The organism is Shewanella sp. 10N.286.51.B8 (assembly GCF_041469325.1).
In the GTDB taxonomy this organism is placed as follows: domain Bacteria; phylum Pseudomonadota; class Gammaproteobacteria; order Enterobacterales; family Shewanellaceae; genus Shewanella.
The window spans coordinates 84,776-100,520 of record NZ_JBFRKG010000003.1 but is presented as its reverse complement, the minus strand read 5'-3'; the positions used below and the strand labels follow the sequence as shown (position 1 = coordinate 100,520).

General features: G+C 40.1%; 15 protein-coding genes. 11 read left to right on the top strand and 4 right to left on the bottom strand.

What is annotated here, in order from left to right; all coding sequences use genetic code 11:
- The first annotated feature begins 3 nt into the window (after positions 1–3).
- The 9 genes from AB4160_RS01120 (at position 4) to glnS (ending at position 9,872) form a co-directional block, all read left to right on the top strand.
- Positions 4–408, top strand: coding sequence for a biopolymer transporter ExbD (locus AB4160_RS01120; protein ID WP_076537018.1), 405 nt, complete (start codon positions 4–6; stop codon positions 406–408).
- Between the two features lies 1 nt (position 409).
- A complete protein-coding gene (locus AB4160_RS01115) occupies positions 410–1,030 on the top strand; it encodes an energy transducer TonB (protein WP_076537016.1) in 621 nt (206 codons plus the stop codon).
- Positions 1,030–2,280, top strand: coding sequence for a tetratricopeptide repeat protein (locus tag AB4160_RS01110; RefSeq protein ID WP_303501650.1), 1,251 nt, complete (start codon positions 1,030–1,032; stop codon positions 2,278–2,280). Before AB4160_RS01115 ends, AB4160_RS01110 begins: the two co-directional genes overlap by 1 nt.
- 202 nt (positions 2,281–2,482) lie before the next feature.
- Positions 2,483–4,309: a DUF885 family protein gene (locus tag AB4160_RS01105; RefSeq protein ID WP_102476362.1), complete on the top strand. Its 1,827-nt coding sequence runs from the start codon at positions 2,483–2,485 to the stop codon at positions 4,307–4,309.
- A 117-nt stretch (positions 4,310–4,426) separates the two neighbouring features.
- Positions 4,427–4,705, top strand: a complete 279-nt coding sequence (locus AB4160_RS01100) for a peptidylprolyl isomerase (RefSeq protein ID WP_076537011.1) — start codon at positions 4,427–4,429, stop codon at positions 4,703–4,705.
- Positions 4,706–4,763: 58 nt separating this feature from the next.
- Positions 4,764–5,297 carry a GNAT family N-acetyltransferase gene (locus AB4160_RS01095; protein WP_102476361.1) on the top strand — a complete coding sequence of 178 codons (534 nt, stop codon included), beginning with the start codon at positions 4,764–4,766 and terminating at the stop codon, positions 5,295–5,297.
- A 223-nt stretch (positions 5,298–5,520) separates the two neighbouring features.
- Positions 5,521–5,760, top strand: a complete 240-nt coding sequence (locus AB4160_RS01090; RefSeq protein ID WP_102531826.1) for a FeoA family protein — start codon at positions 5,521–5,523, stop codon at positions 5,758–5,760.
- Entirely contained in the window at positions 5,753–8,047 is a 2,295-nt protein-coding gene (gene feoB / locus AB4160_RS01085) for a Fe(2+) transporter permease subunit FeoB (RefSeq protein ID WP_372003267.1), read from the top strand. The genes AB4160_RS01090 and feoB overlap by 8 nt, the downstream gene beginning before the upstream one ends.
- A 154-nt stretch (positions 8,048–8,201) precedes the next feature.
- The gene (gene glnS, locus AB4160_RS01080; RefSeq protein WP_102440510.1) at positions 8,202–9,872 is read left to right on the top strand and encodes a glutamine--tRNA ligase; all 1,671 of its coding nucleotides are present in this window, start codon (positions 8,202–8,204) and stop codon (positions 9,870–9,872) included.
- Between the two features lie 88 nt (positions 9,873–9,960).
- On the opposite strand, the gene AB4160_RS01075 is transcribed toward glnS, so the two are convergent.
- Both AB4160_RS01075 and AB4160_RS01070 read right to left on the bottom strand, forming a co-directional pair.
- Positions 9,961–11,019, bottom strand: a complete 1,059-nt coding sequence (locus tag AB4160_RS01075; protein ID WP_102440511.1) for a glucosaminidase domain-containing protein — start codon at positions 11,017–11,019, stop codon at positions 9,961–9,963.
- 86 nt (positions 11,020–11,105) lie between these two features.
- Complete coding sequence (locus tag AB4160_RS01070; protein WP_102440512.1) at positions 11,106–11,702, bottom strand: Yip1 family protein; 597 nt, start codon at positions 11,700–11,702, stop codon at positions 11,106–11,108.
- 493 nt (positions 11,703–12,195) lie between these two features.
- On the opposite strand from AB4160_RS01070, the gene miaE reads away from it, so the two are divergent.
- A complete protein-coding gene (gene miaE, locus AB4160_RS01065; protein ID WP_102476390.1) occupies positions 12,196–12,954 on the top strand; it encodes a tRNA isopentenyl-2-thiomethyl-A-37 hydroxylase MiaE in 759 nt (252 codons plus the stop codon).
- Positions 12,955–12,982: 28 nt separating this feature from the next.
- On the opposite strand, the gene AB4160_RS01060 is transcribed toward miaE, so the two are convergent.
- Positions 12,983–13,699 carry a UDP-2,3-diacylglucosamine diphosphatase gene (locus AB4160_RS01060; protein ID WP_102476356.1) on the bottom strand — a complete coding sequence of 239 codons (717 nt, stop codon included), beginning with the start codon at positions 13,697–13,699 and terminating at the stop codon, positions 12,983–12,985.
- A 6-nt stretch (positions 13,700–13,705) separates the two neighbouring features.
- Entirely contained in the window at positions 13,706–14,200 is a 495-nt protein-coding gene (locus AB4160_RS01055) for a peptidylprolyl isomerase (RefSeq protein ID WP_102440514.1), read from the bottom strand.
- A 143-nt stretch (positions 14,201–14,343) separates the two neighbouring features.
- Between AB4160_RS01055 and cysS the strand changes: the two genes are divergently transcribed.
- Complete coding sequence (gene cysS, locus AB4160_RS01050) at positions 14,344–15,726, top strand: cysteine--tRNA ligase (RefSeq protein WP_303411051.1); 1,383 nt, start codon at positions 14,344–14,346, stop codon at positions 15,724–15,726.
- The last annotated feature ends 19 nt before the right edge of the window (positions 15,727–15,745 follow it).

The window sequence follows — 15,745 nt, the reverse complement described above, 5'->3', positions numbered from 1 at the left end:
AAAATGGCACGTAAAAAGCATTTTAGTGTAGAAGAAGAAGCACAAGTAGATATGACTCCGATGCTCGACATCGTGTTTATCATGTTGATCTTCTTTATTGTGACGACTTCGTTCATTAAGCCATCAGGTCTTGATTATAAGAAACCTGAAGCTTCTACAGCGACACAACAAAAATCTGCAAACATCTTTATTGGTGTGAGTAAGACAGGCGTAATTAAGATGGAAAACCGTCAGGTTGACATCGAGCGTGTAACAGCGAACGTAGAGCGTATGTTAGCTGAAGCACCAGAAGCGGCTGTATTAATCGAAGCAGACCAAGAAGCAGAACATGGCCTTGTAGTTAAGGTTATGGACAACGTAAAGAAAGCGGGTATCGACAAAATCTCGATTTCAGCGGGGAAAGACTAATATGCTGAGAGCAATAGTATCACTCATAGTTGGTGCTGCTGTTACTTTCGCCCTGTTTGTCTTCATGGCCTTCTTGGTCGGTGGCGGCGCTAAACGCGCCGACACTTCAACTGATTCTCCTATTATTGAGATCAGTATGGATAAGCAGGATACGAAAGTGCAGGATAAGCCTAGGGTTAAACCTAAGCCACCAGCACCACCTGAGCAACCACCGAAACCGGATACTACTCCGCCAGATACGTCATCAGATATTGATACGAATATGGCATTTAACATGAGTGGTGTTGTCGCTGGCGGTGCTAGCACAGGTTTTAAACTTGGTAACATGATGACACGTGACGGTGATGCAACACCAATTGTACGTATTGATCCTCAATACCCAATTGCTGCAGCACGTGATGGTAAAGAAGGTTATGTACAACTTTCATTTACCATCAACGAATTAGGTGGCATCGAAGACGTTAAAGTTATTAAAGCAGAACCTAAACGTATTTTTGACCGCGAAGCAGTTCGTGCGTTAAAGAAATGGAAATACAAGCCTAAAATCATTGATGGTAAGGCTATGAAGGTTCCTGGTATGACTGTACAACTTGATTTCACATTGGATAAAGGAGGTAGATAATGCGTAAAGTAAATAAAATCGCTAGTGCGTTGCTACTAACTTTGTGTGGTAGTTCGCTACTCACAGTTTCAACTGCTCAAGCAGCTGAAAAATGTCCAATTGATGAGCGTCAATCTCGTGCAGTTGGTGCTAGTGCTGGTAAGAAAGTTCAAAAAGCTTTCGAAGAATACACAGAAGGACGTTTGGACCAAGCAATTGAAATTTTGCTTGAAGTGAATACCAAAAATGATTTTGATGCAGCGTATATAGGACGAATGATCGGTTCTTTCTATGCTGAAAAAGGTCAAATGGCAACGTCAATCAAGTATTTAAAAACAGCAGTAGATGCTGACATTCTTGGTGGTACAGATCACGCAGCAACATTACGTTTGTATGCTGACTTATTACTACAAGAAAAGAAGTTTAAAGACGCTATTCCTTACTACTACAAGTGGATGGACTTTACTTGTAAAGTCGACCCTGTTGTATACCGTCGTATCGGTATTGCATACAGCGAACTTAAGCAGTGGGATAAAGTACTTGAAGTTGCCGATAAAGGACTTTCTCTAGTAGCGAAGCCTGATAAAGGCCTTTATCAAATGAAATTAACTGCATACTTCAATCAAAAGAAGTATAAAGAAGCGGTAAAGGTACTCGAAATTATGGTACCGCTGTTCCAAGACGATAAACGTTTATGGGTACAGTTAGCGCAATTTTATTTGATGACTGAAGATTATACCAAGTCATTAGCCACTTATGATTTAGCTTATAAAAATGGTTTTCTAGAGTCTGATGGTAACATTACTCGTCTAGCACAACTTATGTCGCAAAATGGTGCGCCGTATAACGCTGCTAAGCTTTATGAAAAACATATGAAATCTGGTTTGATTAAAGAGACTGAAAAGTCGATTAAAATCTTAGCTGGTTTCTACCATAATGCTAAAAACTTCAAGCAAGCAGCCAAATTATATGGTCAAGCTGCTGAGTTATCTGGTGATGCTGAGTTATACCTTAAACAAGGTAAAATTCTTGCTATCGCTGAAGAGCCTAAAGCTGCAATTCCTGTGTTTGAAAAAGCACTTGCAGCAGGTTTGGATGAGCCAGGTGAAGCTGAACTTGAGTTAACTTTAGCCCATTTAAGTTTGAAGCAATATAAGTCTGCTTATAAGCGCGCAAATCGTGCTGCTAAACACAGCAAAACGAAGCGCAGCGCTAACAGCTATATTTCTTATATCAAAGAAAAAGCGCGAATTAACAATATTACTTTGTAATCTGGTTAATTTGAAAAAAGCCCCTTTCAAGGGGCTTTTTTTTTGAGTCGTATTTTTAGGTATAAAGAGAATAGATTGTTATTCTCAGTTACAATTATTTGCTAACTAATAACAACTATTTGCGATACATTGTAAATAATAACTAAAAAGATAAATCATATTTTAAGGCCGCTAAATTTGTGGCTCTGACAGGGATCTGATGATGAAAAAAACATTACTGACCGTTGCTATTGCTTCTTTATTATCGCTTCAAGCATGCAGCGAGCAAACAAGTCCAAACAACTCAAGCACCGCAAGTCTACAAAGCGCGCAACAAAGTAGCCAGACAGCAGCACAAGCATATAATGCTTTAGCGGATGATTACTTTAAAGCACTGTTAGCATTAGAACCTATCTATGCAACCTATGTAGGGGTTAATGATTACAACGCTGAGTTTGGTGGTTCATTAACTGAGGCTTACCTAAAACAACGACATGAACTAAATAGTCAGTTTCTAAAACGAGCAAAATCAATTAATGCAAATGAACTTCCTGCAGATTTACAATTAAGCTTTGATATGTTCATGTATGACCGTCATATGGATCTTGTTGCCGAGTCGTATCCTGAGCATTTTATGCCAATGAATCAGTTTTACAGTACGGTTATCAGCATGATCCAATTGGGCAGTGGTGAAAGTGCCCAGCCTTTTAACACCGTTGAAGATTATAACAACTGGTTAGGTCGTCTTGCAGGTTTTATCAATTGGATAGGCCTGGCTCAAGCAAGAATGGATGAGGGGATCGCCAGTAAAGTTGTGTTACCTAAAGTCTTGGTTGAACGTATTATCCCGCAGTTAGATGCTCAATTGGTTAAAGAGGCTAAGCAAAGCTTATTTTATGCACCAATTAATATCATGCCTGAAGACTTTAGTGAGCAAGATAAGACTCAATTAACAGCAGAGTACAGTAAGCTTATTCAATCTCAGTTAATTCCAGCTTTAACAGATTTAAGAAATTATTTTAAAGATAGTTATCTTTCCCACGCAAGAGCTTCTGATGGTTGGTGGGGATTACCTAATGGTAAAGAGTGGTATCAAACGCTAGCAAATAGTCATACCACCACAAAAATGCCGGTTGATGAAATTCATCAAATTGGTCTTTCAGAAGTAAAACGCATTTTAACTGAAATGGATACAGTACGTGAACAAGTTGGCTTTGAAGGTGATTTAAGCGCTTTCTTCGCATCACTTTCAAGTGATCCAGAATACTTTTTTAGTGAGCGCCAAGGCTTAATTGATGGCTATATGGCACTAAAAGATGACATCAATAAAGAGTTACCTAAATACTTTAACGTGATGCCAAAAGCTGATTATGTTGTTAAACCTGTTGAAAGCTTTAGAGAAAAATCAGCAGCAGGGGCTTCTTATCAATCTCCTGCGGTAGATGGCTCACGTCCTGGTGTGTTTTATATTAATACCTTTAATTTAAAAGCACAGCCTAAGTGGGGCATGACAACGCTTTCTTTACATGAAGCCGCGCCTGGGCATCACTTTCAAATTGCCATTAAACAAGAGTTAACCGGTATTCCTGAGTTCCAACGTTTCCAAGGTTATACTGCATTTGAAGAAGGCTGGGCATTATATGCTGAGTACTTAGGCATCGAAATGGGCTTATTCAGCGATCCTTATCAGTACTTTGGTAAGCTATCTGATGAAATGCTCCGTGCAATGCGGTTGGTGGTTGATACTGGCTTACATGCTAAAGGCTGGAGCCGTGAGCAAGCTATTCAGTATATGAAGGACAACTCGCCAATGGCAGAGTCTGACATTATTGCGGAAGTAGAACGTTATATGGCTATCCCTGGTCAGGCGTTATCTTACAAAATTGGTCAGCTGACTATTTTAAGATTACGTGCTGATGCTGAAGCCCAGCTTAGTGATAAATTTGATCTTAAGGGCTTTCATGATCAAATTTTAACAACCGGTTCGTTACCTATGGCAGTCATGGAGAAAAAAATTGCCCGCTGGATTGAATCCGAATTGGCAAAATAACCAATAACTGATAGTTTAGTAAATGTAATCTGAGTAACAAGGGAGCAATTTATGCTCCCTTTTATTTTTTATAAAAAAATGACTAATTAATGGCATCAACTGCCAAAGGAGCTATAAATGGTACAGGCAACAGCTAGGCATCTTCTTGTGAGTTCTGAAGAACAATGTGAAACGCTTAAGCAGCAAATCATAGCAGGTGCAGACTTCGCTGAAATTGCTAAAGCCCATTCATCATGTCCATCAGGTGCACAAGGTGGAGAACTTGGCTCTTTCGGTCCAGGTATGATGGTTCGTGAGTTTGATGAAGTCGTATTTAGCGCGCCTTTAAATGAAGTACAAGGCCCAGTTAAAACTCAATTTGGTTACCATTTATTAGAAGTAACCAGCAGAGGCTAAACGCCTTATGTTGATTAAGGCAGCTTAGGCTGCCTTTTTTATTGGAGGTCACCACTTAATGATTGCGTTATATACTGACAGATTAAAAATTAGAACCTTAATCAAGGAGGATTGGGACAGTTTTAACCGCCTGCATCAAAATCCTGATGTCATCCAATATATCTGTGAGCCAATGACTGAGTTAGCCATTAAACAGAAATTTAATTCAAGACTTGCACCGTGGGAGTTTGATTTAGGAGAGTGGTTAACGTTAGTGATTGAAGATATTCACACCGGTGCTTTTATTGGTTTTACAGGTTTTCATTGTGATGATGCCTTGCTAAGGCGCGCTGAGGTAGGTTATATCATAGCACCTGAGATGTCCGGTCAAGGTTACGCTACTGAAAGCTTAAACGCAGTTATTGATTGGGGGATCCATCAATTTGGGGTCCACAAGTATATTGGTATCTGTTCAACTAACAATCTCGCTTCAGCCAAGGTAATGACGGCTTGTGGTTTTATTAATGAAGGCTGCTTAAGACAAAATTATAAAATAGGCCCCGATTGGCATGATGAATTTACTTTTGGCCTACTTACTCAAGACACTCGTTAACATTTAAGTAAACAAACACCTCATATAAGCAGCCAATTTAGCCGTTATCAAAATATAATACTCAAAGCACTATTTTCTTTTGGGCTTTTATCACATAATTGACAATACAATTGAAAACCATTCTCGTTTGCACTCATAAAACATGATCTAGGTAAAGGTTTTGCTTAGTTAGCTCATATAAAATTAGTGTAATTCATATTTATAATCCCAAGGTAACTGCTTTATGAAGCTTAGTGAACTCAATCCCGGCGATAGCGCTAAGATTGCAGAGGTTGGCCAACTCTCTTTACCTCAAACAGTAAAGCGTAAATTACTCTCTATGGGCATCACTCCTCATACGTCATTTAAAATGTTACGCAGAGCGCCGATGGGTTCAGGAGTTGAATTAGATTTACGTGGTAGCCGTTTATGTATGCGCCGTGATTTAGCGGATGTTATTGAGGTAATAAAAACAAATGACTAAAGAATTTCATTGCGTCACCGTAGGCAACCCAAATGCAGGCAAGTCAACGCTGTTTAATGCATTAACGGGCTCTAATCAGCAGGTGGGTAATTGGTCTGGCGTAACGGTAGAAAAGAAAACCGGTTATTTCACTCTTGATAACACCAATATCCATTTAACTGATTTGCCGGGTATTTATGATTTATTACCGGCAGGTAATAGTTGTGATTGTTCTTTAGATGAACAAATCGCCCAACAATATTTAGCCGATCAAAGAATTGATGGCATTATCAACCTTGTAGACGCAACCAATATCGAACGCCATTTGTACCTGACTGTTCAATTAAGAGAACTGGGTATTCCAATGGTTGTGGTGTTGAATAAAATCGATGCGGCAAAAAAATTAGGTATTGCAGTCAATCTTGAAAAGATGGCTGCAGAGCTAGGTTGTCCTGTGATTGCCGTTTGTTCAAGAGAGTCAAATGATGTTAAGCAGGTGCAAGGCCAAGTCTTAAAGTTACTCAAAGGCGAAATTTCAGAGTCTGCTTTAATGCTTAATTATGATGAGCGTATTGAAGCGGGCGTGCAAACTCTGCAACAACATGCTAGCGATCTAAGTCGCGGCCGAGCACTTGCTATGCTTGGTAACGGTAATGGCTGTGGAAAATGTAATAATACTAGCTTAAAAGATGTTGTTAATGATTGTACTAAAATTGCGGAACAATCAGGAACAGATGTTGAAGTGTTAGTGGCCACTACCCGTTTTGATTTTGTTGAGACGGTATTTAGCCAATCTGTTGAAGTGGGTGAGTTTGAAAGCATCAGTGACAAGCTTGATAAATTAATTTTACATCCAGCACTCGGTGTTCCGGTGTTTTTGTTAGTGATGTATTTAATGTTTATGTTTAGTATCAATGTGGGTAGCTCGTTTATCGACTTTTTTGATATTACAGCCGGGGCCATCTTTGTTGATCACTTAGGCTCGCTATTATCCTCAATTGGTGCCCCTGTGTGGTTAGTGACAATTGTTGCTGGCGGGATCGGCCAGGGCATACAAACGGTTGCCACCTTTATACCGGTCATTGCAGCACTATTTCTTGCGTTATCGGTACTTGAAGCATCAGGCTATATGTCTCGTGCTGCATTTGTCGTTGATGGATTAATGAGACGTATTGGTCTACCCGGTAAAGCATTCGTGCCAATGATTGTCGGCTTTGGTTGTTCTGTACCTGCCATTATGGCAACACGGACACTGGGTAGTGAGCGTGAAAGAATCGTTACCGGCATGATGGCGCCCTTTATGTCATGTGGTGCTCGTCTTCCTGTTTATGCTCTATTTGCTGCGGCGTTCTTTCCTGATTCAGGTCAAAACTTAGTATTTTTACTGTATATCATTGGTATTTTTGCTGCTATTGGTACCGGTTTATTACTTCGCAGCACAGTATTGCCAGGTTCAAGCAGCGCGGTAGTGATGGAACTGCCTAGTTATGAAATGCCAAAAGCGAAAGCAGTTTTCTCTCGCACAGTTAAACGTACTAAAAGTTTTATTTTAGGTGCCGGTAAAACCATTGTTATCGTGGTGACGCTACTGAATTTTGTCAATGCAATTGGTACCGATGGTAGTTTCGGCCATGAAGACAGTAACGAGTCAGTACTAAGTGTATTAAGCCAAAAAGTAACACCATTTTTCTCACCAATGGGTGTAGAGCAAGATAACTGGCCTGCAACAGTAGGTATTATCACTGGTATTTTTGCAAAAGAGGCGGTTGTTGGCACATTAAACAGCTTATATGCCACGCCAGCAGGCGAAGATGAAGAGTTAGCGAGTCTGTCTGAAAGTTTTTCTGAGGCATTAAGTACTATCCCTGAAAACTTATTGGGTATTGCCCCTGAAGATCCTTTATCAATTGATGTTGGAAATGTCGAAAATTTAGAAGAAGCCGCTGCAGAGCTTGAAGTTGATAGTTCAACATTCAGTGCACTGCAAGCTGGTTTCACAACCAAAATTGCAGCATTCTCATATTTGCTCTTCATCTTGCTATACACGCCTTGTGTTGCGGCAATGGGCGCATTAGTGAATGAGTTTGGTGCTAAGTGGGCTCGATTTGCTGCGCTATGGACCTTTGCATTAGCTTATGGCAGTGCAACGGTAGTATATCAAGGTGCCAACATTGCTAAGCATCCAGTGCAATCTATCGGGTGGATTTCATTCTTTTCTATTGCGCTAGTGGGCTTTTATTTCTGGCTTAAAAAGCAAGGTAAAAAGAGTCAACAGATTATCCCAGGAATTAAAATCATCACTGAATAAGAGATTTTGTGTTCAAATTAAAACCAGCATTTTACGAAATGCTGGTTTTTTGTTTTTTGAGGGTTATTTTTAGCAAACAGGCATTGTAACTCGCGTAAATCTGTAGGATCATCAAAGGTCATAAATTTCACCATCGTGCACCAAGAGGAACTCCATGAGCCAAGTGGACAACGAAGTACGTCCAAGTAACTTCATTCGTAATATTATTGATGAAGACTTAAAAAGTGGTAAACACACCAGTGTGCAAACCCGTTTTCCGCCAGAGCCAAATGGTTTTTTACACATTGGCCATGCAAAGTCTATTTGTTTAAATTTTGGCATAGCACAAGATTATCAAGGTCAATGTAACTTACGTTTTGATGATACTAACCCTGAAAAGGAAGACATTGATTATGTTCATTCTATTCAGGATGATGTACGTTGGTTAGGCTTTAAATGGTCAGGTGAAGTTCGTTATTCTTCGAATTACTTCGATCAATTACATCAATATGCGGTTGAGCTAATCTCAAAAGGTTTAGCTTATGTGTGCTTCTTAAATGCTGAAGAAACACGCGAGTACCGTGGCACATTAAAAGCACCTGGTAAAAATAGCCCTTACCGTGATACCTCAGTTGAAGAAAACTTGAACCTATTTGAAAAAATGCGTGCAGGTGAATTCAAAGAGGGTGAGTGTGCACTGCGGGCTAAAATCGATATGGCTTCACCATTCATGTGTATGCGTGATCCGGTTATTTACCGTATTCGTTTTGCTCACCATCATCAAACAGGCGATAAGTGGTGCATTTACCCAATGTACGACTTTACTCACTGTATTTCAGATGCGATTGAAAACATCACTCATTCGTTATGTACTTTAGAGTTCCAAGACAACCGTCGTTTGTATGATTGGGTCTTAGATCATTTAGATGATTTTAATCAACCAAACCGTACACGTCAGTATGAATTTTCAAGACTTAACCTTGAATACACCATGATGTCGAAACGTAAATTGAACGATTTAGTAACGCGTGAAATCGTGTCTGGTTGGGATGATCCTCGTATGCCAACTATCGCAGGTTTACGCCGTCGCGGTTATACTCCGGCGTCTATTCGTGAATTCTGCCAACGTATCGGTGTTACAAAGCAAGAAAACCTTATTGAAGGTGGCGTGCTTGATGCGTGTATTCGTGAAGAGCTCAACGAAAATGCACCTCGTGCCATGGCTGTGTTAAGACCGATTAAAGTGGTAATTGAAAACTACCCGTCGGATACACCTGAAATAATTAATGCCCCAATGCATCCGAATAAACCTGAAATGGGTACCCGCGAAATTGCATTTGGTAAAGAGTTATTCATCGATGCCGAAGACTTTAAAGAGTCTGCTAATAAGCATTTTAAGCGTTTAGTACTTGGTAAAGAAGTTCGTTTACGTAATGCTTATGTGATTAAAGCTGAACGTTTTGATCAAGATGAAGACGGTAATGTCACCACGGTTTATTGTACTTACGACAATGAAACATTGGGTAAGAACCCAAGTGATGGCCGCAAAGTTAAAGGTGTTATTCATTGGGTTGAAGCGACAACGGCCAAACCAGCTGAATTTCGTTTATACCACCGTTTATTTACTGAAGCGTCTCCAGCAGCTTTTGAAACCTTAGACGAAGTGTTAAGCGATGACTCTTTAACTGTGCTTAAGGGTGTCGCTGAAGCAAGCTTAGCCAATGCAGTGGCAGAAAAAGCGTACCAGTTTGAACGTGAAGGTTACTTCTGCGCTGATAACAAGGATTCATCAAAAGAGGCTTTAGTGTTTAACTTAACTGTGGCACTACGTGATTCTTTTGCTTAAAGTTTACCTGTAGCTTTTACTGGGGGTAGTTTATCCCTAAGTCAGTTAATAAAAATGCCAGAACAATATTGTTCTGGCATTTTTTTGGTTAATCATCAGTAGAACTGGCTTGGTTATTTGCGGAAATTAAGTGTATTGGCGCACCATCACTTAAATAGGCGGCGTCCACTTGATCAAGTTTGTTGTAACGGATCATCTGCTGGATACTATCAATATAGGCTTGGCCACGTTCGGAATATTTATCTAATGTGGTGACTAATTTAAGGCCTGTAATCGGTTTTTTCTCATAACGTAATTGCTGTCTCATTTGTCTCAGTTTAAGGTAGGCTGCATGGGTATTGATATTTAGCATATAGCCCTCAACGGATGCTTGCGGAGTATTAAATCGTGCTAAACCGTAATTGCCTAACTCTGTTCTTTGCTTTTTAGGAGCCATGCCGTTGCCACTGAAATCCCACTGGCCAAAAAAGGCGTTACCTTCAACGGTAAATCGCGATGTCGCCCAGCCGCTTTCTTCAGCCGCTTGGGCTAGCACTAATGACGGCGGCATGATGTCTACGCGCTTAAGCAGTTGTTTTCGCAAATCTTGAGTTAATGGTGTTTGCTTATCGGGGATGACCTTGTATTTTGTTGCGATATCAATAAGCTTGTTATCGGTTAGCTCAGCCTGTTTCACCCATTTTCGCTCTAAAATAATATTTTCATTACTGAGTAATATTAATGGCGCCATTAATCTGAAAAAAACCATTTTCTTAACCTGTACAGGGATCTCATTTGAGGTTTTTTGCCAATTCTCACTCACGCTATCAAAGGTTAATCGAGGTACTTCCCTTACACCGGCATCCCAGCTTTGTTTGTTGTAATTTAACGAGTCGAATAATTCAATTAATTGATCGAGCGAGTTTAAAATAATCTCTGTTGAGGCCTTGGTTTGCGGTTTTTTAGTTGTGAGTTTGTTGTTTGCGGCATCTATATATTGATGATTAACATCTGGCTCAATTGTTGCAGTTGGAGATTTAGTCGCGTTTGTACCAGTAGTATCAGTCTCATTTTCTGTAGTGGATGACTTAACCCAGTAGTTGATGGCAAATAAACCCGCTAGAAGCAGCAATACAAAAAGGATTTTTTGATAGGTATTTTGGGTCATATATCACCTTAGTTCAAACTCACTTTATGGGCCGAGCCATAACAAAAAAGGCGCGAAAGCGCCTTTTAAATATAGTACAAAAACATTTACTGCATCATAGGTCCTAAGCCTAAGCTCCATAATATAACGCTAGTGCCCATTAATCCGACCAATAGCACTAAACCTGCAGTAACGACTGAACTTGCGTAAATAAAGCCTTTTTCTTCAGGGATATTCATAATGATGGGGACACCAGCATAAAGTAGATATACTGAGTAGGCTAAGCCTGCAAGGCCCACTAACATCATAAACCATAACACAGGGTATAGCGCTGATATGCCAACCATAAATAATGGTGTAGCGGTATAGGCGGCTAACTCAAGTGCTTGAGTGAAGGTTGGTGCGGCATCAAAGGTTTTTGCCATCCAATAAGATAAATATGCCAGTGCAAATACGCCAGCAATGAGGCCAAAGTACATACCCACTGACATGAACATGGCGCTTTGTGGAGTGAGAAATAGTAGCTCGCCGTTAGCAGGATGCCAGCCTATATAAGCGGTTGCTACAAAACTGCACACAGCAGGAATTAAGGCGATAAGTAAGATATGACTAAGGCTGCTTTTAACTGCCTCGTGATTACGTTCAATTGTTTGCCACTCTTGTTTCGGATGAGTGTATAGCCCCATTAGGTGATTCAATATCATTGTTATTATCCTTGTTTAGCATTTCATACATAGCTCGCCAAACTTCAGACGAACTGATCATAGCCCCATATATCAATCGCCTTAATCAGTCCTACACATACTTAATGCACTCGTTACTAGTGAGCCGTTTAAGTAATAACTTCATCCCTATCGAAGCTTATCCATTAAAGGTGATTGAAATACAACTTAAGCAACTATTGTTACGCAGATGTATAGACTATTTATTGAACATTAGCGGCCATTCGTCAAGTGCTATTGTTGTTTTATCAGTATAAAAAGCTAATAAGCTCATCAGAAGTTAGCTCATGCAGTATTTTTCTCTTTAGATTGTCGATTTATATGTAAATATTCGACGTTAATGTAACTTAGTTGATGATTGTTAAATATCTATTTGCTGCTTAATGCAATCTTAGAATATGCAGATGGGTTGTCGTATCTGTTTCATTTTTTTAATACAATGGCGCCACATAAAATATTTAGTGGTACTTCAATGATGTATGAGCAGGGTTTACTTGAGCCGATTTACTCTTTTTTGAATTGTGAAACACCTGATAAGTGGATTGAAATGGCCAGCAAGCCTGAAAACTTATCCATCATTCTTCGTGATCATATGATTTGTGAGTTAAAAGCCGCCCAAAGCGCGATGTTTTTAATTAGGAAATACGCGGTGGATAAACCCAGTGCTGAGCAGTTATCCCAATGGATAAAGCCATACGAAGAGTTTGCCTATAAAAAGGTCGGCGATTTAGCCTCTCTTAAAGGAAAAAGTAACGTCAGCAAACAAATCACAGTGCGTGAAGGCTGTGTTTATGGTCAAGAGTTAGTTGATAAAATGGTATTGCTGATCAAAGAAGAATTACATCATTTCTATCAAGTAATGGAGTTGATGGAAAAAAAACAGGTACAGTATGAGCTAATAGAGGCCGGACGTTATGCCAAAGGCTTACTGAAACATGTTAAAACCTTCGAGCCAGATGCATTAGTCGATAAGTTAATTATTGGTGCACTAATTGAGGCCAGATCTTGTGAACGTTTTGCCAAACTTGCCCCGCATCTGGATGAAGAATTAAGTAAATTCTACGTATCGCTACTTCGCTCTGAAGCTCGTCACTACCAAGATTACCTGACGTTGGCCGAGTTAGTATCGGATAAAGATATTAGTGACAGAGTAAGGTTTTTGACCGAGGTTGAAGCTGAGCTTATTTTAACCCCAGATACCGATTTTAAATTCCACAGTGGTTTACCCAATTAACACTATATCCTTGCGGTATTTGAAGTCCTCAAGTTAGCAAGGGCAGTTGTTTAAGATTGGCAGTGTATTGGTCGACAATCAGTATGCTGCCTTGCTCGTACCAGTCACCAACCACAATGCGCTGCTTGTTATCGGCTAATTGATGTATTGCCGGACGGTGGGTATGGCCATGGATCATTCTTTGGCAGTTGGTTTTTAGCAGTAGGCTGTCAACGGCTGATTGCTCAACATCCATAATGGTATAGCTTTTTTGTTGATTGCTTTTTTGACTTTTTTTGCGAATATCAGCAGCGATGTTCTGTCGCGTTGATTTAGGCAAGTTACGGTAAATCCATTTCACGAATGATGAATTTCTGAAGCTTCTAAATCTTTGATAAGCCTTATCGAGCGTGCAAAGGCTATCACCATGCAAGACTACTGTTTTTATCCCATACAAATCTAACTCGACAACTTCTGGGAGTATGATCATTCCAGCTTTACGAGCAAATGATTTGCCAATCATAAAATCTCGATTACCGTGGATAAAATAAATAGGGATGCTTGTGGCGACACGTTTTAGATGGGTGGCTATTTCGTCAGTAAAGGGCTCAGCAATATCATCACTGGTCCAGACTTCAAACAAGTCACCGATGATATAAATCGCTTCAACATCAGCAAGATCTGAGTTGAGGTAGCGAATAAAAGCTTGGCTAATATCTGGGCGGTCTGCACTTAAGTGCAAATCGCCCATAAAAACAGTCTGCATTAATGATTATTCAGCAATGCTTGCACTGTTAATGATAACAGCTTCTAGTGGTACGTCTTGATGCATGCCACGGTTACCTGTGCTAACAGTTTTGATTTTCTCTACAATATCAAAACCTTCAACAACTTCAGCGAATACACAATAGCCCCAGCCTTGAGATGTTTCGGCTTTAAAGTCTAAGAAAGTGTTGTCATTCACATTGATAAAAAACTGTGATGTTGCTGAATGCGGATCAGATGTACGCGCCATCGCTAAGGTACCGACTTTGTTTGATAAGCCGTTGTTCGCTTCATTTTTAACTGCAGCATGAGGGGTTTTCTGAACCATATCTTCAGTAAAGCCACCACCTTGTACCATGAAACCATCAATCACACGGTGAAAAATAGTACCGTCGTAGAAACCTTCTTTTACGTACTTAATGAAGCTTTCAACAGTTAAAGGTGCTTTTTCAGCATTTAAAGCGATTTTGATGTCGCCCATATTTGTGTGCAAAGTGATCATATTTAATTACCTAGATAAAAATTGTTGCGCGATTCTAACTTATCTTACGTGAGGCTTAAAGTGCAGTGTTCAAAACAGTGTTGCTCATGGTAGACTTTGTGGCAATTAAATTGAGTTTTATTAAGAGTAAAAGAGAACCATCGATGTTGAAAATTTACAATAGTATGAGTCGTGAAAAGCAAGAGTTTAAACCGATTAACCCTGGCAAGATTGACATGTATGTATGTGGGATCACCATATATGATTTATGTCACATTGGTCATGGTCGTACTTTTGTGTCTTTCGATATGATAGTTCGCTACTTACGTTATAGTGGCTATGCGGTGAACTACTTACGTAACATCACCGATGTCGACGATAAAATCATTAAACGCGCCGCTGAAAATAACGAAAGTTGTGACTCACTCACTGAGCGTTTGATTGGTGAGATGCACAATGATTTTGATTCATTAAATATGCTACGCCCAGATTTCGAACCAAGAGCGACCCTGCATATTGATGAGATCATCGACATGGTGCAGACACTCATCGCTAAAGAGCATGCTTATGTTGCTGACAATGGCGATGTGCTCTTTAGTGTGGCTTCATTTGCGGAATATGGCCGCTTATCAGGACAAAACCTTGAACAGCTTCAAGCTGGCGCGCGCGTTGAAGTGGAAGCTGCTAAACGTAATCCTATGGATTTTGTTTTGTGGAAAATGTCAAAACCTGGCGAACCAACGTGGGAGTCTCCATGGGGGCCTGGCCGTCCTGGCTGGCACATTGAATGTTCTGCAATGAATGGCAAACACTTAGGTGAAAACTTTGATATTCATGGCGGCGGTAGCGATTTACAGTTCCCACATCATGAAAACGAAATTGCGCAGTCTTGCTGTGCTCATGGCTCAAAGTATGTCAACTACTGGATGCATACTGGCATGGTGATGGTTGATAAAGAAAAAATGTCTAAATCACTGGGCAACTTCTTCACAATCAGAGATGTGTTAGAACATTACGATCCAGAAACAGTACGTTACTTCTTATTATCGGGTCACTATCGTAGCCAGCTAAATTATTCTGAAGATAATTTAAAGCAAGCTAAGTCGGCTTTAGAACGTATTTATACTTCGTTAAAAGGCTTAGATTTATCAGTTGCTCCAGCAGCTGCACCTGAGTATGTCGGTAAATTTAAACTGGCGATGGATGATGATTTTAATACACCAGAAGCCTACTCGGTTATCTTTGATATGGTACGTGAGATTAACCGTCTTAAATCAGTTGATATGGCGCAAGCCAGCGCCTTAGGTGTTAGCCTTAAGCAATTAACAGACGTGCTAGGCATTATCAGCAACGATGTTGATGTTTATTTCCAAGGCGAGGGTAGTGATGATGAAGTCGCTGAAATTGAGGCCTTGATCGTTGAACGTAATCGCGCCCGCGCTGAAAAAGATTGGCCTGCTGCAGATATCGCTAGAGATAGACTAAATGCCCTTGGGGTTATTCTGGAAGATGGCGAAAATGGTGTAACAACTTGGCGTAAAAAGTAACGTCTAAGTTTAATCCGCC